Here is a 24,018-nt window from a genome sequence, read left to right as displayed (position 1 = left end):
CGGCGCGAGGAAGCCGCCGCAGGCGGCGGGGAAAAAAGCTGCTGGCGAGGGTTTCGGGCGGGCCGGATCCGCCCATAGGTCGTCAAGCCAGCCGCAGGGGAATGGTTCCTGAGACACATGGAGACAGGTGGCGCGATCCGATGACACAAACGAGCAGGCGGCATTACAGGGCGCTGGCTGCGGGGGCTCTGTCGCCAACCGGATCGGTAATTGGCCCATGCGCGGAGCGCCTCGGCAAGCAACCCGGCGTGGTGCAGGGCTGCCGAAATGGGGGCGAGTTGGCGTCGGGATTTCTCGCGCGCGGCACTGGCTCGACAAGACGACCAATCGCCAGCCGGCGCGGCCCGGAGCGGCGCGCGAGACCTGAGCGGCGGTACTCGAGAGAACCGCCGCTCGGGCCCTGATCGATTATTCGCGGACGAACAGCGGCTGCACTTGTGCCCATTGATCGGCGGTGCGGAAGCCGCCGCGGCTGGTGTAGCTTTCGGCGGGGAATTTCATCCAGCGCGGCAGCCAGGTCTCGACCCACTGGCGGCCATTCTCGCCCGCCAGGAAGTCACGGATGATCTTCTTTTGCGTCTTGACCTTCTCGGCGACATTGCCATCCGCGACCAGCTTGCCGCCGACCTCGGCCAGCATCGAATTGGCGATTTCCTTGTCGCGCAAGAGGTCGAAGAACGCATCGTCCGGTTCCCACCATGCGCCCATATCCACGTTCAGATGGTTGCCGAGCGCCTCGATGACGGCGCTGCCGGCTGCAAGCGTCTCGGCCATGACAAGGGTGAGAACGCGCATGACATCGTCGTCGCACAGCGCCAAGAGGCGGGCGAACACGCCGGCGATAGCAAAGGCGTCGCCATTGCTGCCGGCCACCACTCCATCCTCATCCGGTGATCCGACCAGGGCCAACACCTCGCGCCGCTTTTTGCCGAATGCAGCTTCAGCCTTGCAGCCGGCAAGGCTGGCAGTCACCGTCTCGTTGACTGCGCGCTGTGGCTCACGGCGCACCTGCCACAGGCCGGAACCGGTGATGGCGTGCGCCACCACGAGTCGCAGCGCCACGGCGGGATGGTCGAGCATGGCCGCACGCACGGCAGCATGGCGATGCAGATCGACATAGTTCTGCATCGGGCCGGTGAGTTCGGGGCGCGGCGGCTTGGCGGCTGTTTCTTCTTGCTCGCCGCCCTCGCGGGCGCGGCGGGCTTGCTTGCGTGACAGCCAGCCCTCGTGACACTCGACCTCGCCGCGATACGTGACCGCGATGAAGACCTTGCCGCCCTTCTTCTTCGGGGTCTTCTTGTGGTCCCATGGGTAGAAATACTGGCCCGGCTCCAGCAGCACCACCTCGCTCCAGCCGTCGTTCAGATAGGTGTCGCGTCTGGCGGCAATCGCTTCGTTCTGCTTTTGCCAGAACAGGTCGGCATCGGCGAAATAGCTGTCCTCGCCGAACAGGTCCGACGTGATCAGGCCGGGGTATTCGTCGATGGCAAACAGCGCCACCTTGGTGGAAATCGACTGGCCGCCGAACAGCCATTGCTTCAATTGAAAGCCACGCGGCGCGTATTGATCGGGATCGGCAGACAGTGCCAGCCAGTCCTTCTGCTGCGCCTTGGACGCCATGGTGAGATGGCGCACCGTCTCGGCGTCGATCTCCTCGCGGCGATAGGCTTCGCGGATTTTGGGCAAGAGGTCGCCAAGCGCCAGAATGCGTTTGACCTTCAGGTCAGTGATGCCGAAGGTCGCAGCGATGTCTGGAACGGTGCGGCCTTGCCTGACGAGCCGCGAAAACGTCTCCCATTGCGATACTTCGTCAGGATCAAGGCGGGCGAGGTTTTCGATCAGCGAAGCTTCCAGCGCATCGGCGTCGTCACCGTCCTCCATGATGGCGCAGGGCAAGGGATCGCCTTCGCCGCGCTCGTCGGCAAGCGATTTCGCGGCGAAATAGCGCCGCCTGCCGGCAACGATCTCGAAGGTTTCCGGCTGGCCGTTGGGCCGCACAAGGAGAGGCACCAGCACGCCGCGCGCGCGCACGGACGGCAGGATGTCGGATATGTCGGGCGCGCGTTTTCAATGGCGCATGTTGAGCGCGGAAATGTTGAGCTGATCTAGGGGGATGTGGGCAAGCTGCATGGTTACTCTCCTTCGCTTTGGTTGAGGGTGTCCCGGCCGCAGAGGCCGAAGGCCGGCGCGGCGGGACGGTTTTTGCGCCTATCGGCGCTGCTATTCCGCCGTGTCGGGCGGAAGCTCGGAATGGGGCTTTGAAAGGGCGTCTGCTGCCTGCCGCAGAGGTCGCTCGGCCTCGGTGATGTGGCCGCAAATGCGAGCGGCTTCGGCATAGACCGAGAGCGGAAAGCGCGCCTGGAAATGCAGGTCGCGCTCGATGCCGAGGCCAAGCGGACCTTTTACGGATGCAAGCTCGGCCAGACTGACGCTGCCGAGTTCGGGGAAGCCGAAGCCGAGATCGCAAAGACCGAACAGCGTGCCGCCATCGGCGTCAAGTTCGCTCAGAAGCCACGTCGCGGCACCTGTGGGATTAAACAGTTTCACAACGGGAAAATGGTCGATGTCGGCGTCGGCGGCGCCATTGGCGAGCAGTCGTGCGCGCAGTGGATCGGTGATCAGGATCATGGAAAGACTCCTTGTCAGAACAGGTCGAGTTGATTTCTGCTGGCTTCATCGAAGAGGCCGATATCGAGCGGCTTTTGCGCCGCGCGCGGACACATCGGCGTCCATCAGGAGGGTGAGCCGATCGCGCGTGGTGATCGGCCGGACACCGGGAATGAGCATCTGCTCGCCTTGCGGCGTCGGCTCGCTCGCGGTCAGTTGAGGATCGCGCATCGTCATGCCGCAATCCCTTCCTGCGCCTCGCCTTCGGCATCGGCCTGAAGGCCAAGCAGGAAATCGGCGGCCTTGGAGGCAAGACTGGCGGCACGGAAGATGGCGCGGTTGTCCTCGCGCAGCACCTTCAGCCATGAGCCGACGTAATCGGCATGACGCACGGTCGGCTCGATACCGAGATTGCTGCAGACGAAGGCGGCAGTGATTTCGGCGACCAATTCTTCACGCGCGTAAGCCTTGGAGCCGAACGAGCCGGAGAGGTCGCGAGCAAGCCGCGTCGGGTGGCCGGTCCAGTGGCCAAGCTCGTGAAAGCAGGTCCGGTAATAGTCGATCTGGTGATGGAACGCCGGCTGCGGCGGCACCTGAATGTGGTCGCTGCCCAGCATGTAGAAAGCGCGATCGCCGCCGACCCTGAAATCCGCACCGCTGGCGCGAATGAGCGTCTCGGCCTGCGGCACGATCTCGCACTGAGGCAGCGGCTCGGCGGCGGCATAGAGGTCTTCCGGAAGATTATCGCACTGCGCGACATTGAAGACGGTGAAGCGCTTCAAAAAAGGCACGGCCTGTGGTTCATCGCCCTCGTGGCGTGCGCGCTCCTTCTCGTCCTTGGGGACAAAGCGGTCGGCATGCACGATGGTCGTGCCGCGCTCGCCCTTCCTGACATTGCCGCCAAGGACGAGCGCCTGCCGGAAGGTGAGCCAGTTCTGGCTGGGATAGCTGCGCTCGATGACCGCGCCCCACAGGATGAGGATATTGATGCCGGAATAGATGCGCCCAGAGGATGCATTTCTCGGCAGGCCAAGGCCTGCCTTTGCGCTGCCCCATGGCTTGACCCATGGCACGGTGCCGCGCTCCAGTTCGGCAATGATGCGGTCCGTGATCTCCTGATAAAGGCTGGCGCCGGGGCGCCCGCCCTTGCCTGCGCCAGCCTCTCCGCTGGGGGTACACTTGCTGTTTGCATGCATCGTCTCATCCTCCGCTCGCCAATCGCCGCGCCTTTCCCCGGAAGCGGGGTGGGCGGCGAGTCGCGACCGGAAAGGCCCGCCGTGGGAGGCGGACCGCATCCGAAGGACCGGAACGAAGAGGAGGACCCTGAGCGGCACGCGAAGGGTTGCGGGCTGCCGCGGCGGGCCTAGAAGGGAGTGCCGCCCACCCCGCGCCACCGGGAAAGGCCAACAGACGAACCCCGCCGCCCGCAAGGGCGGCGGCCGTCTCAGCCCGAAGGGCTGCCCACGCCAAGGGGCGAAGCCGAATGGCCGAGACCGCCTGAGCTTGCCGAACAAAAGCGGGCTCGGTTCACGAGCACCTGGTGCGCGTCGTCAGGCGCGCGGGCGCCCGCCAGGACGGCAGGCTGGACAGATTTTTCGAACGGATCGCGATAAATACTTCAAATGAATGCTGCACCGAAAACATGTGCAATGCAGCATTTTCGCAAGCATTTACCACGGACGCTCAGACCCGAGACTTCCGCCACCCAGCCTTGCGCGCGGCTTCCTCCGAACAAAACCAGCGCTCGCCTTTCAACAGGTTGATGCGCGTCTCCCAGTAATATTCCTGTCCGGGAACATGATAGATGCGCTCGCCCGTGTTGTAGCTGATATTGGCTTTGATGTTGCAGCCGAGAGCGGCAGGGCCGATTTCGAAGGCAAGAAAGCCAGCCAGATTGTTCCACCAGCAACGATCTTTGCCCACAACGGAACGTCCTTCGAACGATGGCGCTCGCCATACCTGCGACGGTTGTACCGATTGTCTTGATAGCGATGGTTGCCCACGCCCCTTCTCCCCGAAGAGAGAATGCGACGTTTGCAGCCTGGAGTCTATAAGTCTGGTCTAATTCACCGGTCCTGTTCCGAACCATTGAATGAACGGCGCATCCTTACCGGTGATATCCTTCACCGTCTTCAACAGCGCTTCATGGGTGCGTTGGAGAGCCCGGTAATGGTTGCTGGTAGGTGATAGAAGCGGCTGGACGATGCTCTGGTGCAGCCGTTCCGCCTCCGCGAGAAAGCGCTCGATTTCAGCCTGTGAAAGCTGCTTGGAAAGTTTGGTCCTAGCCATTGCGATCTCCGTTGAGGAATCGCCCAACCTAGGATTATCATCCTATATCGGCATGGGTTGGTAAAGACCCACCCGCAGCGGAATGGCAGCTTGCCGAAGAAAAGCACGCTCGGTTCACGGTACCGGCGCGAGCCGTTAGACGCGCAGGCGCCCGTTAGCCCGCAGGCTGGACAGAATCTCGCACGGATCAGCGTCAAGCGCCGCAGTTAAGTCGAGAAACTCGATGACGTCGAGACGCCGCTCTCCACCCTCGTACTTGGCCACGAAGGATTGGGGACGATCAAGCTTCTCGGCCACCTGCGCCTGAGTCAGGCCTTTGGCCTTGCGCAGGGAAACCAGCTGGGCCAGAAACCGCTGGTGGCGGGGCGAGCGAAGAGATTTGGGCATGTAGGCGAACCGGTCGGGTAAAGACCGGATCAGCGACTAATCCCGGTTTCGGATTATCCCATTTTGGGATATGCTGCGTTGCATCCAGCGCTCAACAGCCGAGGCTCGCAACAGGCATGAATCGATCAATGGGAACAGATGAGACTCGAAACTCAACTCTGTGCGACGAAGTCCCCTGGTCGGAGAGCCTGACGGCCTACGACAGGCAGCATTTCACGATCTATCTGAAGATTTTGGATGCCTGCGCCGACAATGCCAGCGAAGAGGAAATGGCCGATCTCATTCTCGGCATCGACCCGGCCCTTGAACCGGTCCGCGCCCGCAAGGCTCTTCGCAGCCATATCGACCGGGCGAACTGGATGGTGACGACCGGCTACAAGGAACTGTTCGCCGGCTGACGCACAGCACGGATTATCATGCTCTTCAAACAAGGAAGTTCAGATACCCGCCACTCATGAGCGCACGGCCGCGAGAGACGGCGCGGCGGGAGCGGTCACAACTGGTTCGCGTGCTGTTTGACTGCCATTTCCAGTGCTTGGCTCAGAGGCACAGCCTTGGAGAACAGGAAGCCTTGAGCGGTTCGGCAGCCAAGCTTGTGCAGGGTTTGCCGATCCGCCTCCGTTTCGACGCCCTCGGCCATGACCTCGATCCCGAGCATGTTACCGAGATCGATGACCGATTTGACAAGCAGTCGGTCCTCTCGGGACTTGGCCAAGCCGCGAATGAAGCCCTGGTCTATTTTCACCTTGCGTATCCGACTGTCCTTGAGCGATGCCAACGTAGAAAAGCCGGTGCCGAAGTCATCGAGCGCGATGGAAATGCCGGCATGTGAAAGCCGTCCGAGCTTTTCATCCACTCTGTCCGGGTCCACCGGGGATTCTTCGGTAATCTCGATCTCGAACATTGTTGCAGGCAGACCTCTTGCCGCCAGACCATCCAGAACCATGTCGTCGATATCGCCGGCTTCCAGTTCGCGCGGCGAAACATTCATCGCCACACGGAGATCACGACAGTCAGCTTTCACCAAGCCGTCGATAAAAGCACAACAGTCGGCGAATACGGTTTGCGTCAGCAGCTGAAGCATACCGGTTTCGCGTGCAGCTGTGATGATTTCGGGTGGAGAGATGGCACCATGAGTCGGATGGGACCACCTCAGCAAGGCTTCAAAACCGACCACGGCCTCGGTGTCGAGTTTCACGATCGGCTGGAACCAAGGTTGCAAGCTTCTCGTCTTTATCGCCGAATGAAGGTCCCGTTCGACGGACTGGCGGCGTTGCAGTTCCCTGTCGAGTTCGGCATCGAACAGGCAAAATTCGTTCCTGCCACGACGCTTGGCCGTATAAAGGGCGATATCCGCCCGCAACAACATTTGGGTCAGGCCCGGGCTTTCCGCCAGGTATATTCCTATTGATGCCCCGACCCGGACGGACGCGACCTCGATATAGGGGCGGGCAATTTTGGCTATGATATTGGAGGCGAGATCACTGGCAGAAAGCGAAACCCTCGTTGAGGGAAAAAACAGCACGAATTCATCGCCGCCGATACGAGCGAGCGTTGAGCCTTCCGGTGCTTCCTCCTCTATGCGGCGGGCGATCCTGACAAGCAGTTCATCACCGGTCCTGTGACCGTAGGTATCGTTGACGGATTTGAACCCGTCCAGGTCAACCAGCATTGCCACGAAGGGGCCATCCGCGGTCTCGAACCGTCCGATAGCGTCTTCGAGGCCACGCCTGTTGAGAAGGGCCGTCAGGTGGTCCTGCCTGGAACTGGCCTTCATCTCCGCCGCAAGCCGCTCGGCCTCATGCCTCAGGCGGCTCGCTTCGCGGAACCGTGCTTGCCCAACAAACGAAGCTCGAACCAAGCCGCCCATGAAGAGCAGAACGGTAAAAGCCAGAATGTAGTCTTCAAAATTGCCTTTCGCCAAAAGGCAACCCACCGTGATGAGGAGCGGAGGTGTGATGAAGTTGATCGCCGCCGCGGCATACGAACTGCCGTATGTAACCGCACCAGCTGAAATGCCCGCCAGAATGACCAGATGCAGCGGTGCTTGAGGTGTCGTGTATCCAACAGTCAGGACGGCCAGGAAGGACCAGGCAAACCCTGCCAGAAGAGCAAGGATGCCAAACCAGCGAAGCCGCGGCAAAACCCCCACTAATCCGTCATGGCGCCCCGTTTCCTTTAGCTGATAACGCGCGAGTGCAAGGCGGGCGGCATTTATCGCATTGACGACCAGGAACCAGATTGCAGGGGCAAAGCCGCTGCCAGAAAGGGCGTGCACCGCCCAAATCAGGCCTGACAGGATAGCGCTTATCGGCATCGACACGAAGAGGCCGGCCCTCAGGTCAGCAAGCTGATCCTGACGGATTTTGGCCTCCAGCGTGTCTTCATTCTTCGGGGCCATGGACGGACCAGCTTGCTCCCATCGTTGTTCGCGAGGACAAGCCTACGCAGGCCCACTGAAGGACGGGTTAACTATCCAGCGGGGATAACCAGTGTGCTCACCATGTCTTCGGGGCGCACGTCTGCCTCTTGGCCTTGCCGTCTGACCATCGAGCTCTTGCCCGCACGCGTGCCTTGATCCGAATCATCCCAGGATCGGCAACGTCACCATGGAAGCAGCCCTGCCAACGGTATCAACGCGCCCGGCGAGACAAAAGGAAGCCGGGCCGAGATAGCGTTCCAGAGCGGCAGCGCTGCCTGCGATTCACCGCCTGAGCATGGCCGAAATGCCATGGCGGATAAAGGGAAGATATTGGGCAAAGCGAAGCCCTGCATGTCTTGCAAGCCGTGCCGCCGGGTGCTCGCCTGAGTAGAGAGCGACAAGTGCATTCGTAGCATGATAGAGCGGTGCCGCCGACAGACGCAGCCGGCTTTCGTATCTGCCGAGTATGTCGGGATCAGCAATGTCGCGGCGCTCGCGACATGCCGCCAGGATTCTATCGGCGAGTTGCTTCTGGCCACTGAGGCCGATGTTGAAGCCATGCGCGGTCACCGGGTGCATGCCGAGGGCAGCATCGCCGATCAGTGCCGCACTCGGAGCCCAGAACTTGTGCGCCCAGGTCGTGACCAGCGGATAGGCATGGCGGGTGCTTGCCAAGGTCATCTCTCCGAAGCGTCCTCGACACCGGCTCGTCGATTCCATGAGGAACAAATCGTCGTCGAGAGCAAGCAGTCTGTCGGCCTCGCTTGAGCGCAAAGTGAGAAGCAGCGACGACACGCCTTCCATGAGCGGCAACATCGCTATCGTCTGATGGTGATCGAACCATTCGACCGCGATCTGGTGATGGGCGCGCTCGTGCCTCACTCGGCAAATCAGCATGGAGTTGCCAAGCCGATTGATGTCGGCGCCAATGCCGAGCAGGTCGCGCGTCGCGGACAAACGCGAATCCGCTGCAACGAGCAGCCGAGCGGCCAATTGCCTGCCATCAGAGAGCGTTATGACTGCTTCTTTGTGGCTGGTTGTTGCATTGACGACCGAGCGGCCGCACAGCAGCTGGGCATGATCCTGGAAGTGGACAAGCTTGAACAGGGCGTCGCGGATCCGACAATTTGGGACCAGAATTCCGAGTGGTTCCCCAGATCCGCTGGGAGAATCGAAGCTCAGGGCGAAAGGGCTCGATCCGTTGAGCACGCGCGCGCCTTGTAGCGGTGATTTGTCCGAAGCGGGGATGGCATCCCAGGCGCCGAGCTCGCGAAGGATTCCAACCGATGCGTGGGTCAGCGCGATCTCGCGACCGTCGAAAGCCGGATTCGCCAGGCTTTCGAGCGACTGCCGTTCAACCACTGCCACGTTGAGTCGGCTCTGGGCAAGCGACGCGGCGAAGGAAAGTCCGACCGGCCCGGCTCCGACGACAATAACGTCGAATCTATCGACAGAGCCGGCCATCAGCGTGCCGCCATTGCGTCGGCTATCTGCGACGAAGGGCACTGGAACGCATCGCAATCGATCCACGGTTTGCGGCTCATCTCCCCAAGCGTCTCCACGCGACCTAACCGTCCGTTAGACATCCGTTCTCCGTTCAAAAATGCTCAATAAACCATGCCTATGAAGAGATAACCCTGATGTGGATCAACCAGGCTCGATAAACGCGGCAACGGCGGGTTCACGGTCGACTGGTCGACCGCCACACCATGATCTGGTCAGGTCATCATGGAATGGCCGGCTTCCCGTTCGGTGCGGCCCTTTCCTGGCCGAAAGTTCGGCAACGTATTCTGGCTGATCCGTTCGCACCCGTCGCGCGCCGAAATCGGCATGACGCGAAGCAACCGCGGAAAATATTCGAGCGAGACGTCGCAGGGCTGGCTGGGTCAACTGCGCGGCTCGTCGCGGTCGATCAGGATCCGCTCGGCGGCGCCATCGAGATCTTCATATTGGCCGCTCCTCAAGGCCCACAGGAACCCGGCCAGCCCAAGCGCTCCGAGGAACAGGGCCACAGGTATGAGGTAGGCGAGCGTCGTCATGAGGATTGTGCCAGTGCGCCAATGTCGGAGTGCCTGTCATGTCGGGCATCTTGCACCGATGCATTTGACACGAAACCTTGCAAGCGTAGCGCATTGCCGATGACCAGGAGGGACGAGGCGGACATCGCGACCGCCGCGATCAGTGGCGTAACGTGCCCCAGAATGGCGACCGGCACGGCGATGCCATTGTAAACGATCGCGATGGCGATGTTCTGCCGGATCAGCCGTCCGGCCTTCCGCGAAATGTCTAAAGCAAGTGGGACCGCCAGAAGACTTTTACGCAGGAACACGAAATCCGCGGCGTTGCGACCGATATCCGCCGCCGTGGCCGGAGCGATCGAAACGTGTGCGGCACCCAATGCAGGCGTGTCGTTGAGCCCATCACCGACCATCAGCACCTTGTGGCCAGTTCGCGTCAATGCTTCGATGTGTTCGACCTTCCCGGAGGGAAGCAGCGCGGGAAGGAAGCGCTCGACGCCCAGTGCTTCCGCGACCTCGCCGCAGGCAGCTTCTGTGTCGCCCGACAGCATCTCCACCGACACGCCGGCGCCGTTCAGTTGCTCGATGGCCGCCTTGGCATCGGCACGCAGCTCATCCTCGAAATCGAAAGTCGCGACAATGACCCCGTCCTTCGTCAGAACGGTTCCGCCATAGCCTTGTTTGCCTTCGCCGCCGGTCCGGGCTTTCCACTCAGCCCATCCGCGGCGACCCAGCCGCCAGGTACTGCCCTCGGCGATGGCTTCGATGCCGAAGCCCGGATGCTCGCTGACGGACGCGAGTTTCGGCTGGCCGGCAAAGGCTGCATGGCCAGCGATTGCCTTCGAAAAGGGATGGCGGGAATGCGCTGCCATCTCGGCCGCCATGGCGAGCATAATCGGATCGATGGACGGCGCATTGATCAGCCTTGGCAGTCCGAGCGTAAGCGTGCCGGTTTTGTCGAACAATGCCGTGTCGATCCCCGCCAGGCGCTCCATGGCGGAGCCGTCCTTGACCATGACGCCGCTTTCGAACAGCCGGCGCGCAGCGACCACCTGTACGATCGGCACGGAGAGACCGAGCGCGCACGGGCATGTGATGATCAAAACGGCGATGGCGATGGTTATCGCCCGGTGCCAGTCGCCGGTCGCCGCCATCCAGCCGAGGAACGTCGCAAAGGCGGTGAGGTGGACCACGGGGGCATAGAGCGCGGAGACGCGATCGGCGATCCTGCGATGGCGGGCGCGGCCGCCCTCTGCCGCTTCCATCAGCCGAACGATTTCGGCCAGGAATGAATCCTTCGCGGCGGCCGTCGCCTCGATGGTCAGCGGACCGGTGAGATTGAGTGTACCGGCCTGGACCTGCGCCCCCGGGCCCACCGTTCTGGGCGTGCTTTCCCCGGAAACCAGGGAACAGTCGAGATCCGATGCCCCGCCAATGATCCTGCCGTCGATGGGCACCCTCTCGCCAGCCGCAATCAAGAGCTCCATTCCTGGTTCGATCTCGCCAACCGGCAAGTAGTCGCGCGAACCATCCTCGCGCAGCACCATGGCGCCGCGCGCCGCCAGCCGAGCCAGTCCGTTTACGGCCGTCCGTGCCCGTTCCCGCATCACGTGATCCAGCGTGCGGCCGATCAGCAGAAAGAACAGCAGCGACACCGACGCGTCGAAATAAGCATGGTCGCCATGGTTGATCGTCTCGTAGAGGCTCATGGCGTAAGCGAGCGATACCCCGACCGCGATCGGCACGTCCATGTTCATGCGGCTGTGGCGCAGCGCATTCCAGGCCGAGCGAAAATAGATGCCGCCGGCGAAAGCGAGCACAGGAATGGCAATCAAGGCCGAGACCCAATGGAACAGGTCGCGGGTCGCGCCTTGCGCGCCGGACCAGACGGAGACTGATAGCAGCATGATGTTGCCCGCCGCAAAGCCGGCGACCGCGACGGCGCGGATCAGTTCCGAGAGCGTCTTGTCCTTCCCGTCAGCCTCGGGATCGAACAGGTGCGCGCCATAGCCCAGCCGTCCAAGTGTGGCGACGAATGGCGGAACCTCCTCGCCGCGCCACCGGACCGAAACACGTTTCGTCGAAAGATTGACACGAGCGCCTTCGACGCGATCTAGCTTGCCGATCGCCGTCTCGATCGTCTGGATGCAGGCGGCACAATGCACAGCCGGCACCGAGAGGTCGGTCTGGCGAAGATTTTCGCCAATCGAGCGGCTCGCCAGTCTGATTTCCTGGCCAGAAGGCAGGACCAGTGTGACCTTTTCCAGGTCCAATGCCATTTGGGCGCCTGGCGCGCAGCAGCTCATTGCAGCGCCCCGTGGGAAATCATGATCCGGCGAACGTCGCGATAGGGTTCCGCAAGGCTCGCATCGGCGTCGATTTCGACGATCCAGAGGCCATCCTTGGGCGTGTGGTGCGCGGCGAATATCTGACCGGAGGCAGCCTCAAGAGTGACGGATTTGTCCTCGGCCTCGTAGGCGGGATGACGGAACAGCACCTTGACGCCATGCAAGGCAACCGGCTTGCCGACAGCATCGGTGAGGCTGAAGCGGACCTCACCGCCTGCGATGGTCAGTTTGCCAGTCCAGCCGAGGGCCGCCTGAGCTCGCCCTTGCTTGGCCTTTTTGTTGAATTGCTGGCTCGCCACATAGGTGTTTTCGACGACAAGGCCGGTCCAGCTCGTGTTGGCGAGCGTCGCCATCGTCAGATTGACCGCTATGACCACGCCGAAGAAGCCAAGGATGGTGAACAGCATATGCCTGCCGGTGAATTCGCGGGATTGTCGCGAGGTGTCGCTCATCTGGCGCTCTCCGGTGCGTTGAAAGTGGCCGTATATTCGTCCGACTCGAACGTTGCCTTGTTTTCGACCCGGAACTTGAAGCTTTGCGCTGCACCCCGAACCTGATCTGCCGGCTGACGCACGAAAACCTTGAGCATCTTCAGCCGGTCGGGTTCGACCGGGACGGCGAAGGAGCGATCCGCCGGCAGGTCGATGCCGACAACGCTTATTTCGGCTCCATGCAGGCCCTGCATCGTGACAATGATCGTTCTTGGTTCGGGGATCATGTTGAGCAGCTTGACGGTGTAGCCGTTGCGGATCGAACCGTCGGACAGCGTCACGAACTGCGGGTTGCGATCGTGCAGGACATTCAATTCGAGCCGTTCGCGGGTCAGCAGCGAATAGAGCAGCGCGAGACCGACCGCCGACCAGACGCCCATGTAGATGAAGGTGCGCGGGCGAAAGATCTTGCGAATATGGAAACGGGCCACCTTGTCGGAGAACAGGCCGTCAGCGCTCCTGACCAGTGACGGGTTGACTGAACCGGAGCCGCCCGGGGTCGCCAGCATCACATTGGCGTTGTAGTCGGCCAGCGTCGCATAGGAAATCAGTCCGCGCTCCCTGCCGAGCTTGTCCATGATACCGTCACAGGTATCGATGCAGAGCGCGCAGGTGATGCATTCAAGCTGCTGGCCATCACGAATGTCGATCCCCATCGGGCACACCGCGACACAGGCATTGCAGTCGACGCAGTCGCCGACGGGCTGCCCGGCGGCAAGGACCCTCTTGGCGTGACGCGAGCGCGGTTCGCCGCGCCAGTCATTATAGGTGACGGTGAGGGAATTCTCGTCGAGCATGGCCGCCTGGATGCGCGGCCATGGGCACATGTAGGTGCAGACCTGCTCGCGCATCAGCCCGCCGAACGTATAGGTCGTCGCCGTCAGCACGGCGGCGGTGATGTAGGCGACGGGGGCGGCGGTGCCGGTGAAGAGTTCCCCAAGCAGCATCGGCGCATCGGCGAAATAGAAAATCCAGGCGCCGCCGGTCAGCACCCCTATGACCAGCCAAATGGCGTGTTTCGATGTTCGCAGCACGAGTTTGCGCGCAGTCCAGGGACCGGCATCGAGCTTGATGCGCGCGTTGCGGTCGCCCTCGATGGCTCGCTCGACGACCAGAAACAGATCGACCCACACGGTCTGCGGGCACGTATAGCCGCACCAGGCCCGGCCGACGGTGGATGTGATCAGGAAAAGGCCGACACCGGCCATGACCAGCAGGCCGGCGACGTAGTAGAATTCCTGCGGCCATATCTCGATGAAGAAGAAGTAGAAGCGGCGGTTGGCAAGATCGACCAGCACGGCCTGGTCAGGGGCAAATGGCCCGCGATCCCACCGCAGCCAGGGGGTCAGGTAGTAGATCCCCAGCGTGATTGCCATCACCGACCACTTGAAGCGGCGGAAACTGCCAGAAGCCCGGTTCGGGAAGATCTTCTTGCGTCCGGCATAGAGCGGCTGACGGGTCTTGGCGGAGTTGACCGCATCGGCTTCGAGCCGTTCTATTTGCGTGTTATCGAGCACGAGAAGCTCCAGTCACCAGCGACGATTTCGCCGGAAGCCCGACCCATCGGTTTCTGGATGATGCCGAGGCCCGGCTCGCGCCGGGCCTCGTCGCTTGGCGGTTGGGGGGAGGACGAGAATAGGCTTGCGTTCCTATTCTCCGCCGCCAAGCGAATGGACATAGACCGCGAGTTCCTTGACCTTGATCTCGCCGAGACGCCCGATCCAGGCCGGCATGACGCCATGCCTCGGGGCGCGGACCTGCGCGGCGATGGCTGTTTCGCCAGACCCGTATAGCCAGATCTCGTCGGTCAGGTCGGGTGCGCCGAGCTCCCTGTTGCCCTTTGCATTCTCACCATGACAGGCGGCACAATTCTCGGCGAAGATATTGGCGCCGGGTTCGATCAGGCTTGTGTCCTGAACAGGATCGGAGAGACTTGCGACATAGGCGCCGACCTGCTTGATCTGATCCGTCGTGATGATGTCCCCAAAAGCAGGCATTTCCGACAGGCGCGTATCCGGGTCTGATGCGAAGCGGATGCCGTGCGCAATCGTCTGCTGGATCTGTTCGGCGTTGCCACCCCACAGCCAATCGTCGTCGTTTAGGTTGGGAAACCCCTTGGACCCTTGAGCGCCCGAGCCATGGCACTGCACGCAATTGACCTTGAACGCGGCGCCACCTGCGGCGACGGCGAAGTCGCGTAGCGTATCGTCGGCAGTAATCTCGGAGACGGTCTTCGCCTGAATGGCAGCGACATATTTGCCTTTGGCCACTTCGGCCGCCGCCAGTTCATTCTTGACGTCTTTGCGGCTCGAATACCCCAGCACACCCCTGGTCGCGGAAGTCAGCATCGGCCATGCCGGATAGGCGATGGTGTATCCGATCGCCCAGACAATGGTGATGTAGAAGGTAATGACCCACCAGCGCGGAAGCGGGTTGTTGAGTTCCTTGATGCCGTCCCACTCATGGCCGGTCGTCGAGATACCCGAAACCTCGTCGATATGCTCGCTGCCCATGATCAGTCGTCCTTGAGAGGAATGTGAGCGGCTCTCTCGGCTTGCCTTCGGCTGCCGGGACGAAGTGCAAAGGCAACGCATCCGAGGAAGAAAAGCGCCATGGCAAGCAGGCCCCAGCTGTCGGCAAACTCCCGCATGAAATTGTAGGTCATCGCCATTCTCCTCAGCGGTAACCGGCGGCTTCGTCATAGGTCCTGAAATCGACCAGCGTGCCGAGCATCTGCAAATAGGCGACCAGCGCATCCATTTCGGTGACCTGCTGCGGATCGCCGTCGAAGTCCCCAAGCTTGGCCTTCGGATAGCGTCTCTCCAGGCCCGATGTGTCGGCATTCGCATCGGCTTGCGCCATGAGATCGGCATTGGCATGAGCGATCATGTCGTCTGAATAGGGCACACCGACACGGCTGTTGGCGATCAGATGCGTCGAGAAATCCTTCACCTCGATTGGCATGTCCTTCAGGAAGGCATAGCTCGGCATGATTGATTCCGGCACCACCGAACGCGGCTCGGTGAGATGCTGGACGTGCCATCCGTTCGAGTAGCGGTCGCCGACCCGGGCGAGATCCGGCCCGGTGCGCTTCGAGCCCCACTGGAACGGGTGGTCGTACATCGACTCGGCCGCCAGGCTATAGTGGCCGTAGCGCTCGACCTCGTCGCGGAACGGCCTTATCATCTGGCTGTGGCAGAGGTAACAGCCCTCTCGCGCATAGATGTTGCGCCCGGCAAGCTCGAGCGGCGAATAGGGCCGCATGCCTTCGACCATCTCGATGGTGTTGTCGAGATAGAAGAGCGGCGCGATCTCGACGATACCGCCGATTGTTACGACCAGCAGGGACCCGAGGAGAAGAAGTGTGGCGTTCTTCTCGATGACCGCGTGTCTGTCCATCAAGCCCATTTTCTGGCTCCTGATCGCACAGGCTGGAGGGCGGGGATGGAGCGCGGCATCGGATCCTCCTCGCGCCGGTAGCCGAGGATGGTCATGGCGATGTTCCAGGCCATGATGAGGGCGCCCGACAGATACATCGCGCCGCCGATGGCACGCATGATGTAGTAGGGATGCATGGCGGCGACGGTTTCGGCGAAGGAGTAGACCAGGAAGCCCTGCTCGTTGTATTCGCGCCACATCAAGCCCTGCATGATGCCGGACACCCACATGACAGCGGCGTAGACGACGATCCCAAGCGTCGCCAGCCAGAAGTGCCAGTTGACGAGCCGCAGCGAATAAAGCCGGTCGCGGTTCCATAATTTCGGGACCATGAAATAAATCGCGCCGAACGAGATCATGCCAACCCATCCGAGCGCGCCCGAATGGACGTGACCGATGGTCCAGTCGGTGTAGTGCGAGAGCGAGTTGACGGCCTTGATTGACATCATCGGGCCTTCGAAAGTCGACATTCCGTAGAAGGCGATGGCCATGACCATCATACGGATGATCGGGTCGGTGCGCAGCTTGTCCCAGGCGCCCGAGAGCGTCATCAGGCCGTTTATCATGCCGCCCCATGACGGCATCCACAGCATGATCGAGAACACCATGCCGAGCGTCTGGGCCCAGTCCGGCAGGGCGGTGTAGTGGAGGTGGTGCGGACCGGCCCAGATGTAGAGAAAGATCAAAGCCCAGAAGTGGATGATCGACAGCCGGTAGGAATAGACCGGTCGGTTGGCCTGCTTGGGCACGAAATAATACATCATCCCGAGGAAGCCGGCGGTGAGGAAGAAGCCGACGGCATTGTGGCCGTACCACCACTGCGTCAAGGCATCCTGGACACCGGAAAACGCTGAATAGCTCTTTGAACCCACGAACGACACGGGCATCGATAGGTTATTGATCACATGCAACATCGCGATCGTCACGATGAAGGACAGATAGAACCAGTTGGCGACGTAGATGTGCGGTTCCCTGCGCTTCAGGATCGTGCCGAGGAACAGGGCGAGGTAGGCGACCCATACAATGGTCAGCCACAGGTCCACATACCATTCGGGCTCGGCGTATTCGCGGCTCTCGGTGATACCGAGCAGGTAGCCGGTTGCCGCCATGACGATGAACAGCTGATAGCCCCAGAACACGAACCAGGCGAGATCGCCGCCGAACAGCCTGGCACGACAGGTCCGCTGCACGACATAAAGTGACGTGCAGATGAGTGCATTGCCGCCGAAGGCAAAAACCACGCCGGAAGTATGCAAAGGCCGCAGTCGGCCGAAATTGAACCAGGGCTGGATGTTGAGATCGGGGTAGGCGAGCTGCAGGGCGATGACCACGCCGACCAGCATGCCGACGACGCCCCAGAATACGGTGGCGATGGCACCGTAGCGGATCGGCCCATCCATGTAAGCGGCGGGGTCGATCGGAACTGCCGGCTTGAACTCCGTGTTGCGCAACAGAATCGCAGTGAAGCCAGCCACGGCGAAGAACAAAACCCACATATGCCGGCGAAAAGGTTCATCTACGCCGAAGCCGGCAGCCATCAGGGCCGCAAACGCAAACAGGCTTAGAAGGACGATCTCTGTGCCGAATTTCATCGCAAGCCCCGATTTCCAATTCCGGCGGGCGCCAACCGCAGTGCCTTATTGCGCAGCCGTGGCCTGCTCGCCCTGATCCATGTCAGAGCCGCACGATTTTGCTTCGAGCAGCATCGAGTTCGGTGCGATCAGACTGTGGCGATCGAATGTGGAAGCGCAGCACCGGCCGCCACGCTTATGGACAGGCCCCGCGTCCCCGGTCGGGCCGGGTATGGAGGCGATCGCGGGCGTGTGGGGAAGCGCGCCTTCTGTGACGCTGGAAAGTAGGCCGATGCCTTGCCGAACGTCGATCGTTTCAATGCCTTGGGACATCCAGCGCCAGCGTTGCGCTGCCTTCGTGACATTCATGGTTCGGGGAGACGGCGATTTTCCCCTGCGTATGAGGCGTATTGACTTCGGCCGAGTGCAATCCTGCCTGGAACAGCCGGTTGCACGTCGAGCACCTCGAGGATGGATGCTTCGCCGACGAGTTGGCCGAAACACACCTGGCTCAGGCGATCGGATGGAGAGCGGGCTGTCGCTATGCGGCTTCTTCTAAGCCCAACGCGAGCATGCCCTGCCCCGAACGAAATAAGTGACGTAGGCCATGCAGCTTCGGTGTCATTCAAAGGGCGGTTGCGCCTCGGCCGCCGCAGCGCCGTTCCAGCCGGCTCATGCTGTCCACGGTGACACGGCGGTTGTTCTCGATCCGAATCACGCCGTCCATTCTCAGGCTGGTCAGCTGACGGCTCACGGTCTCGTTTGTAATTCCAAGGAAATCAGAGATGTCGGCACGCGTCATCGGCAGCTCGAAGCACGCCGACCTAGCCGCCGGGTCAACACTGGAATCGATGTTCCGGGCGATCATGAGGAGAAAGCTCGCCACCTTCTCCGGTGCGGTCTTGCGCCCCAGAGTCACCATCCATTCGCGTGCCTCGTCGAGTTCGTTCAGCGCCTGCTTGAACAGGCGATGCACAAATTCCGGTGATTCCTTCATCAACCGTTCGATGGCCGCTCTCGGAAACGAGCATAGCGAGACAGCTGTTGCCGCTTCCGCATTGATCGCGCTTTTCATCTTGAAGGGCCGTCCCAGAAAATCCGGCGCGAACTGGAGACCGACGATCTGCTGGCGGCCGTCCGAAAGGCTCTTCGTCAGCTTCACCACGCCTGAAAGCACGTTTGAATAACAGTCGACCGCCTCGGCGTCGCCGATCAGTTCGACCCCCGGCTCGATATTGTGCCGCGACGACGTCTTGGCGAGCTGAGCCAAATGGTCTGGTTCGAGCGCACCACAGACACCGCGGTGCCGTGCCTCGCAAGACAGGCAAAGAACGGGAATGCCGGAACTGTGAATGTCCTGCCGTAATGTCATTCGATCGCTCTACTTGTCCAGTGCGGGCAGGATAGCAATCGACGGTAGAAAAATCCTTGCGGCAGTTTGTCCGTGCTGAACGCTGATCGAAATCAGGGCTTAGGCTCATCCAAGCATCCACAGTTCCGGCGACGCAAACACGGTGGACCACGACATGCGACTGGAGCTAGCTGCCAGACTTGGCGAGAACGTCCCGCGCTATACCAGTTATCCGACCGCGCCGCATTTCCATGCGGGGGTCGATGCCGTCGTTTACCGAGGCTGGTTGGAGGCGCTCGAAGGTGGTGACGAGATATCGCTTTACCTGCATATTCCCTATTGCGACAGGCTCTGCTGGTTCTGCGCGTGCCATACCAAACAGACGCGCCACTACGAACCAGTGACCACATATCTCCGTTCACTGCATGCCGAGATCGCCACCGTCTCCAGTCTTGTCACCGGCAAGGGCCGAGTTCGCGCGGTTCATTTCGGCGGCGGTTCGCCGACGATGCTCAAACCGGAAAATATCGTGGCGCTGGGAACCGTCCTGCGCAACAGCTTCACGTTTCTCCCCGGTGCAAAGATCAGCGTTGAGATCGAACCCAACGATATGGACGATGCCCGCCTCGATGCACTTGCCGAAATCGGCATGACAAGGGCGAGCCTCGGCGTCCAGGATTTCGACCCGAAGGTGCAGAAAGCGATCAACCGCGAGCAGACCTTTCTGCAGACCAAGACGGTTGTTGATGGCGTTCGTTCGCGCGGCGTCGAATCCGTCAATCTCGATCTGCTCTACGGCCTGCCGCATCAGACCAGGGAGAGCGTCGCCTCCACGGTTGCACAGGCACTGACCCTGGAACCGGATCGGATCGCGCTTTTTGGCTACGCCCATGTGCCGTGGTTCAAGAAACATCAGACGATGATCGACAAGGCCTGGTTGCCGGGTCCGGCGGAGCGGTTTGCCCAATCGCAATTGGCAGCGCGGGCGATCATGGACCAGGGATACGAAGCAATCGGGCTCGATCATTTCGCCAAGCCCGGCGATGCGCTGGCGCTTGCGGCCCGCGCCGGGACTTTGCACCGGAACTTCCAAGGCTACACCGAGGACTGCTACGAGACATTGATCGGCCTCGGCCCATCGTCCATCAGCCAGTTTCGCCAGGGCTATGCACAGAATATGCCTTCGACCGCCGAGTATGGACGCATGGTTGCTCATGGCGGGCTGGCCGCTGTTCGGGGTATCGCGCTTTCTGACGACGACCGTGTTCGCGGCTGGATCATCGAGCGATTGATGTGTGACTTCGCCTTCTCGGCGATTGAGCTGGTGGAGCGCTTTGGCGAAGCCGGCCAAAGACTTCTCGTCCGAGCGAGTTCCACGGCCCTCCAAGATCCTGCGCGGTTGCTTGAACTTGATGGTGACCGCTTCGTCGTGCCTGCGGAAAGCCGGCCCTTTGTCAGGAGCATCGCGGCAAAGTTCGACAAATATTTCGAAAGTGGAACGGCCAGGCACTCAGCGGCAGTCTGAGCACCGCAGAGGAACGGTCATGGTTCTCAGTCGATCGTGAACCGATTGCGCTACATTTTTCACTGTTGATCGGCGACCGTCGTGTCGAGACAGGATTCGGAGCGGACCAGACGCGTCTTGGTATAGCGACGATATCGTCCGGTCGTGCCTTCCGGCGCCGTATTCCATTTCGCAGTCCCTGAAGCGCCACGTCGAGTCCGGCCTCTTTTCTGTATCGGAAGCAGTCGACAATCGTCCTGGCCAGATCATGGTTGTCGGCCGACAGCTCCCTTCGGCCTTGCAACAAGAATCCGCAAGGACCCTGCCAGCTGCAGCAGGCGCCGCCGCATCGCACCACCACACTATCCACCCGTGGCTCGCGCTAACCCTTTGATTGGTTCGCGCCAAGCCGACGCCCGTCGAAACCGAGCCTCGGCAACATTCCGAGTCGTAAGCGGCTGGCCACGCTCCTGGTGCCGGTGGCAGAAAGTCCGCAAGCACCCCGGCAGCGCCGTCAAGCGTGGGACAACCCGTCCACCCGAATATCCGCCGGCGCAGTTTCAGTGAAAAGCGGGCCCAGGGCTAGACGGCTCTCTTGTTACCCCAGAGCATAACGTGCAGCTGCGGCAGCACACGGGCTTCGAACCACCTGTCGCGGGTCACGCTATCAACCAGCCACTCCATGCGCTTCAATATTCCGTCAAGGTCGACAGGCGCGTCTTCATTTGCGGGGCGTGGCGGCGTGTGATTGCCGGGTTGCAGATAGATCGGAAGTCGCGGAAATCTCGCAGCGGCGTCTTTCGCGTAGGCGTAGTCCCTTTCGTCGAAAACAATGAGCTTGAGCACGACTTGCGGCCTGCCTTGTGCCGCCTGGAGGCACGCCTCGAAAGCGGCCCAATCGGTCGTCATTTGGCTTGACGGCGGCTTTGGGCTGAGGACTAGCACGTCGAGGTCGGCAAACCAGTCCCTGGCCACCGAACCTTGGGTTTCCAGCGCAAAACGGTAACCTTCACCATGGCCTCGCTCGATGAGCGCGCCGAGCGGCTGGATGGCCGGATTGCCGCCTGACAGCGACACCATCAGCGGGCGGCCACCGGAAAGCGCAAGCACGTTTTGCCACACCGCGCCAATGGACATCATCTCCCATTCATGGCGGAATTGATTGTCCACCGCATGCAGGCTGTCGCACCAGGAACAGCGATAGTCACACCCGCCGGTTCTGACGAAGACCGTCGGCAAACCGATGAGCACGCCCTCGCCCTGGATCGTCGGCCCGAAAATCTCACTCACGCGGATTGCGGGATGCGTATCGGTCATGGCCGGTATTCCGCCCAGGTTTTCGGCGTTTCGCTCACCCGCACGGCCGAGGTTTCGCGCAGGCGTGCCTTGCACCATTCATAAAAATGTCTGGCCAGATATTCCGCCGTGACTTGCTCATGTCCCAGCACGTCGTTGAGATGTCGGTGGTCGAAGCTCTCGTCGATGTAGCGTTTGAATGGCGCCAAATCGTGATAGTCGCGCACGAAGCCGTTGTCGTTCAGTCCATTCGCTGAAAGCTCCACTTCAACGATGTAGTTATGCCCGTGCAGGCGCGCGCATTGGTGATCGGGTGGCAACGAGGTGAGCTGATGCGAGGCTGAGAAGTGGAATTCCTTGGTGATGCGGAACATTACGCGGTCCTCCTTCGCAGCGCATCGAGCCAGAAGTCGGAGTCCTCGTAGTCGGTGGGGTCCGGCTGCCCAGAGAGATGAAACGCCTCGCGCCGCTCGACGCAGGTCCCGCACCTCCCGCAGTGACGCTCGGCGCCCTTGTAGCAGGACCAGGTCTGCGCAAACGGCGTGCCGTATGCTGCTCCATTCCTAACAATGTCCGCCTTCGTGAGATTCACATAGGGTGCATAAATGCGAATCTCCGCGTAGCCGTCGAGCGCGTGGTCCTGCATCATCTGGAAAGCGTCGATGAAGGCCGGACGGCAGTCGGGATAAATGAAATGATCCCCACCATGCACGGCCGTCGCCACCGCCTCAGCGCCGTGCGCTGCGGCGAAGCCGAAGGCAATGGCCAACATGATGGCGTTCCGGTTCGGCACCACCGTGACCTTCATCGTGTCTTCGGCGTAGTGCCCGTCGGGCACGTCCACATTATCGGTCAGCGCGGAGCCGGAAAGGCCGCCGCCGATCTCGTGGATGTCGATGATGCGGTGCGGGACGCTCAGTCGCTCCGCGCAAAGGGCGGCGAAGCCCAATTCCTTCCTATGCCGTTGGCCGTAATCGAAAGATAGGAGGCCGGCGAGTTCGTGCTCCGCTGCCACCTTGTGAGCAAGGGTAACGGAGTCCAATCCGCCGGAGCAGACGACGAGAGTCTTCATTTTTGGGTCCTTGTTTTAACCGGGTAGGCTGCGACCGGAGATTTCTCTGCGCTCCCAGTACTTCAGGAAATCCATTTTGTGAAGTGAACGGGGGACGAGTTTCATGCGCTGACGTGCCGCTGTGTGCAAGGCGCCCCTCGCAGTGAGCCTGCAAGGAACACGGACTAGCGAAACGTCACGCTTCAGCGGAATGCTCAAAGGCGAGCGCACCAGAATATCATCTGCAGGAGGTCCGGACCTCCGTAAACAAAGTTCTCGACGATCAAGCGCCCGGCGGTACCGAGTTTCGAGGGACGCCACCGCGAGGGTTTCAGGTACAAGACGGCCCAAGGATGGGCTTGCCGCAAAGACCGGAATTGCCAGTGGGATGTTCAGCGACGCCGATGCAGATGTCTGGAATGATCACGACATCAATTGTCGCGGCAACTTTGGCTGGCCTGCTCCTCGGGTTCCGTACATCCAGCGCATTCCGCTTCAGGATCGGTTCGAACCGGAGCACGCCCTCGGTCAATGGACGTCCGGCAAACCCTGAATGATCGGTCGTGAGCCGACATCTGTGAACAAGCGGTGTGGTCGATTGCTATCACCCATTTGTTGCGCGCAGGTACCTTATGGCAGTGGATGAACTGGATTTGATGGTTTTACAGCTGGCGGTCGAAAGCGTCCGCTCGCTCTCCTTAAGCTTCGCTGAAAAGGCCGCCGAGGTAGCCACCAGGAGCCGCGGCATCCTGCTTTTCGACGTGCGGGTCGACGGTGACGCGGAGGTCCAGCGGGTCGCAGCCATCCGATATCAGGGCGACCAGATCGGGGTGCTGGCGTTGGACAGACAGGGCCTTGTTACCCACCATTGCATCGTCAACGGTACGTTCTCACATTTCACTGCGCCCTTGGAGAACTGGCACAGCATGCCCCTGTCGATGCAGGCCAAGATCGATGCCAACGGCCATGCCAGTCTCTTCCTAGGGGCCTTGCGAAATGCCGACATTTGCTGGGCAGCTAGCATTTGGCTAGAATGCATCTGTGAATTTTTGCATGCGCATCGCTGCCGAACCGCCGGCATGATTGTCGTGCTCGAAAACGGCGGCGGCGATCGCGGCAAAGCGATCGCCGCGATCATGGCGATCAACGCGTGGGCGTTGCATCGATGCGCGATCGTTTGAGACGGAGATCTCCGCCTGGCATCGAGCAACATGCACGGAGGTACGCAAAGCGCAAATGCATCAA

24 protein-coding genes and 1 pseudogene are annotated in these 24,018 nt (G+C 61.1%); 3 read left to right on the top strand and 22 right to left on the bottom strand.

Going from position 1 to position 24,018, the window contains the following annotated elements:
• Positions 1 to 408 precede the first annotated feature (408 nt).
• The 7 genes from NKI08_RS22910 to NKI08_RS22880 all read right to left on the bottom strand — a co-directional run bounded on the left by NKI08_RS22910 (position 409) and on the right by NKI08_RS22880 (position 5,283).
• Entirely contained in the window at positions 409 to 2,043 is a 1,635-nt protein-coding gene (locus NKI08_RS22910) for a ParB/RepB/Spo0J family partition protein (protein ID WP_502899658.1), read from the bottom strand.
• Between the two features lie 177 nt (positions 2,044 to 2,220).
• Positions 2,221 to 2,628, bottom strand: a complete 408-nt coding sequence (locus NKI08_RS22905) for a DUF2958 domain-containing protein (RefSeq protein ID WP_352772301.1) — start codon at positions 2,626 to 2,628, stop codon at positions 2,221 to 2,223.
• A 45-nt stretch (positions 2,629 to 2,673) separates the two neighbouring features.
• On the bottom strand, positions 2,674 to 2,844 hold the full coding sequence (locus NKI08_RS22900; protein ID WP_352706928.1) for a hypothetical protein: 171 nt from the start codon (positions 2,842 to 2,844) through the stop codon (positions 2,674 to 2,676).
• Positions 2,841 to 3,803, bottom strand: coding sequence for an ArdC family protein (locus tag NKI08_RS22895; RefSeq protein WP_352772298.1), 963 nt, complete (start codon positions 3,801 to 3,803; stop codon positions 2,841 to 2,843). Before NKI08_RS22895 ends, NKI08_RS22900 begins: the two co-directional genes overlap by 4 nt.
• A gap of 487 nt (positions 3,804 to 4,290) precedes the next feature.
• Positions 4,291 to 4,530: a sunset domain-containing protein gene (locus NKI08_RS22890; protein ID WP_352772295.1), complete on the bottom strand. Its 240-nt coding sequence runs from the start codon at positions 4,528 to 4,530 to the stop codon at positions 4,291 to 4,293.
• Between the two features lie 138 nt (positions 4,531 to 4,668).
• Positions 4,669 to 4,896 carry a hypothetical protein gene (locus NKI08_RS22885; RefSeq protein ID WP_352453620.1) on the bottom strand — a complete coding sequence of 76 codons (228 nt, stop codon included), beginning with the start codon at positions 4,894 to 4,896 and terminating at the stop codon, positions 4,669 to 4,671.
• 135 nt (positions 4,897 to 5,031) lie between these two features.
• Positions 5,032 to 5,283 (bottom strand): helix-turn-helix domain-containing protein, encoded by a 252-nt coding sequence (locus NKI08_RS22880; RefSeq protein WP_023722035.1) that lies wholly within the window; start codon positions 5,281 to 5,283, stop codon positions 5,032 to 5,034.
• 128 nt (positions 5,284 to 5,411) lie between these two features.
• Between NKI08_RS22880 and NKI08_RS22875 the strand changes: the two genes are divergently transcribed.
• The gene (locus tag NKI08_RS22875; RefSeq protein ID WP_352643034.1) at positions 5,412 to 5,681 is read left to right on the top strand and encodes a DNA -binding domain-containing protein; all 270 of its coding nucleotides are present in this window, start codon (positions 5,412 to 5,414) and stop codon (positions 5,679 to 5,681) included.
• A 95-nt stretch (positions 5,682 to 5,776) separates the two neighbouring features.
• On the opposite strand, the gene NKI08_RS22870 is transcribed toward NKI08_RS22875, so the two are convergent.
• From NKI08_RS22870 to NKI08_RS22815, 12 genes are all read right to left on the bottom strand, one after another.
• Positions 5,777 to 7,684 (bottom strand): putative bifunctional diguanylate cyclase/phosphodiesterase, encoded by a 1,908-nt coding sequence (locus NKI08_RS22870; protein WP_352772291.1) that lies wholly within the window; start codon positions 7,682 to 7,684, stop codon positions 5,777 to 5,779.
• 303 nt (positions 7,685 to 7,987) lie between these two features.
• On the bottom strand, positions 7,988 to 9,169 hold the full coding sequence (ubiM, locus tag NKI08_RS22865; RefSeq protein WP_352772445.1) for a 5-demethoxyubiquinol-8 5-hydroxylase UbiM: 1,182 nt from the start codon (positions 9,167 to 9,169) through the stop codon (positions 7,988 to 7,990).
• Between the two features lie 422 nt (positions 9,170 to 9,591).
• Positions 9,592 to 9,744 (bottom strand): cbb3-type cytochrome oxidase assembly protein CcoS, encoded by a 153-nt coding sequence (gene ccoS / locus NKI08_RS22860; protein WP_023679633.1) that lies wholly within the window; start codon positions 9,742 to 9,744, stop codon positions 9,592 to 9,594.
• Entirely contained in the window at positions 9,741 to 12,029 is a 2,289-nt protein-coding gene (locus NKI08_RS22855; protein ID WP_352772288.1) for a cation-translocating P-type ATPase, read from the bottom strand. Before NKI08_RS22855 ends, ccoS begins: the two co-directional genes overlap by 4 nt.
• Positions 12,026 to 12,523: a FixH family protein gene (locus tag NKI08_RS22850; RefSeq protein WP_352772285.1), complete on the bottom strand. Its 498-nt coding sequence runs from the start codon at positions 12,521 to 12,523 to the stop codon at positions 12,026 to 12,028. The genes NKI08_RS22855 and NKI08_RS22850 overlap by 4 nt, the downstream gene beginning before the upstream one ends.
• Positions 12,520 to 14,079: a cytochrome c oxidase accessory protein CcoG gene (gene ccoG, locus NKI08_RS22845; protein ID WP_352772282.1), complete on the bottom strand. Its 1,560-nt coding sequence runs from the start codon at positions 14,077 to 14,079 to the stop codon at positions 12,520 to 12,522. The genes NKI08_RS22850 and ccoG overlap by 4 nt, the downstream gene beginning before the upstream one ends.
• A gap of 132 nt (positions 14,080 to 14,211) precedes the next feature.
• Positions 14,212 to 15,075, bottom strand: a complete 864-nt coding sequence (gene ccoP / locus NKI08_RS22840; protein ID WP_352772280.1) for a cytochrome-c oxidase, cbb3-type subunit III — start codon at positions 15,073 to 15,075, stop codon at positions 14,212 to 14,214.
• 2 nt (positions 15,076 to 15,077) lie between these two features.
• Positions 15,078 to 15,227, bottom strand: coding sequence for a cbb3-type cytochrome c oxidase subunit 3 (locus NKI08_RS22835; RefSeq protein ID WP_023679629.1), 150 nt, complete (start codon positions 15,225 to 15,227; stop codon positions 15,078 to 15,080).
• Positions 15,228 to 15,238: 11 nt separating this feature from the next.
• A complete protein-coding gene (gene ccoO, locus NKI08_RS22830; RefSeq protein ID WP_352772277.1) occupies positions 15,239 to 15,970 on the bottom strand; it encodes a cytochrome-c oxidase, cbb3-type subunit II in 732 nt (243 codons plus the stop codon).
• Complete coding sequence (ccoN, locus tag NKI08_RS22825; RefSeq protein ID WP_352772274.1) at positions 15,961 to 17,592, bottom strand: cytochrome-c oxidase, cbb3-type subunit I; 1,632 nt, start codon at positions 17,590 to 17,592, stop codon at positions 15,961 to 15,963. The genes ccoO and ccoN overlap by 10 nt, the downstream gene beginning before the upstream one ends.
• A 45-nt stretch (positions 17,593 to 17,637) precedes the next feature.
• Positions 17,638 to 17,940, bottom strand: a complete 303-nt coding sequence (locus NKI08_RS22820) for a hypothetical protein (protein WP_352772271.1) — start codon at positions 17,938 to 17,940, stop codon at positions 17,638 to 17,640.
• A gap of 256 nt (positions 17,941 to 18,196) precedes the next feature.
• Positions 18,197 to 18,943, bottom strand: coding sequence for a Crp/Fnr family transcriptional regulator (locus NKI08_RS22815; RefSeq protein ID WP_352453609.1), 747 nt, complete (start codon positions 18,941 to 18,943; stop codon positions 18,197 to 18,199).
• Positions 18,944 to 19,097: 154 nt separating this feature from the next.
• Here NKI08_RS22815 and hemN point away from each other — a divergent pair, with 154 nt between their 5' ends.
• Positions 19,098 to 20,447, top strand: coding sequence for an oxygen-independent coproporphyrinogen III oxidase (hemN, locus tag NKI08_RS22810; RefSeq protein ID WP_352772269.1), 1,350 nt, complete (start codon positions 19,098 to 19,100; stop codon positions 20,445 to 20,447).
• A 561-nt stretch (positions 20,448 to 21,008) separates the two neighbouring features.
• Here hemN and queE read toward each other — a convergent pair.
• Genes queE through queC form a run of 3 tightly spaced genes read right to left on the bottom strand, consistent with a single transcriptional unit; the run spans position 21,009 to position 22,794 of the window.
• Positions 21,009 to 21,743 (bottom strand): 7-carboxy-7-deazaguanine synthase QueE, encoded by a 735-nt coding sequence (gene queE / locus NKI08_RS22805; RefSeq protein WP_352453860.1) that lies wholly within the window; start codon positions 21,741 to 21,743, stop codon positions 21,009 to 21,011.
• Complete coding sequence (gene queD / locus NKI08_RS22800; protein WP_023722053.1) at positions 21,740 to 22,096, bottom strand: 6-carboxytetrahydropterin synthase QueD; 357 nt, start codon at positions 22,094 to 22,096, stop codon at positions 21,740 to 21,742. Before queD ends, queE begins: the two co-directional genes overlap by 4 nt.
• Positions 22,096 to 22,794: a 7-cyano-7-deazaguanine synthase QueC gene (queC, locus tag NKI08_RS22795; protein WP_031194962.1), complete on the bottom strand. Its 699-nt coding sequence runs from the start codon at positions 22,792 to 22,794 to the stop codon at positions 22,096 to 22,098. The genes queD and queC overlap by 1 nt, the downstream gene beginning before the upstream one ends.
• 611 nt (positions 22,795 to 23,405) lie before the next feature.
• Between queC and NKI08_RS22790 the strand changes: the two are divergent.
• Positions 23,406 to 23,794 (top strand): annotated as a pseudogene (locus NKI08_RS22790) (hypothetical protein).
• Positions 23,795 to 24,018 lie beyond the last annotated feature (224 nt).

Origin of the sequence: Mesorhizobium sp. M0768 (assembly GCF_040320195.1) — a bacterium.
Taxonomy (GTDB): domain Bacteria; phylum Pseudomonadota; class Alphaproteobacteria; order Rhizobiales; family Rhizobiaceae; genus Mesorhizobium.
Note: the sequence above shows the minus strand (reverse complement) of the source record. Positions and strands in the feature narration are given on the sequence as shown.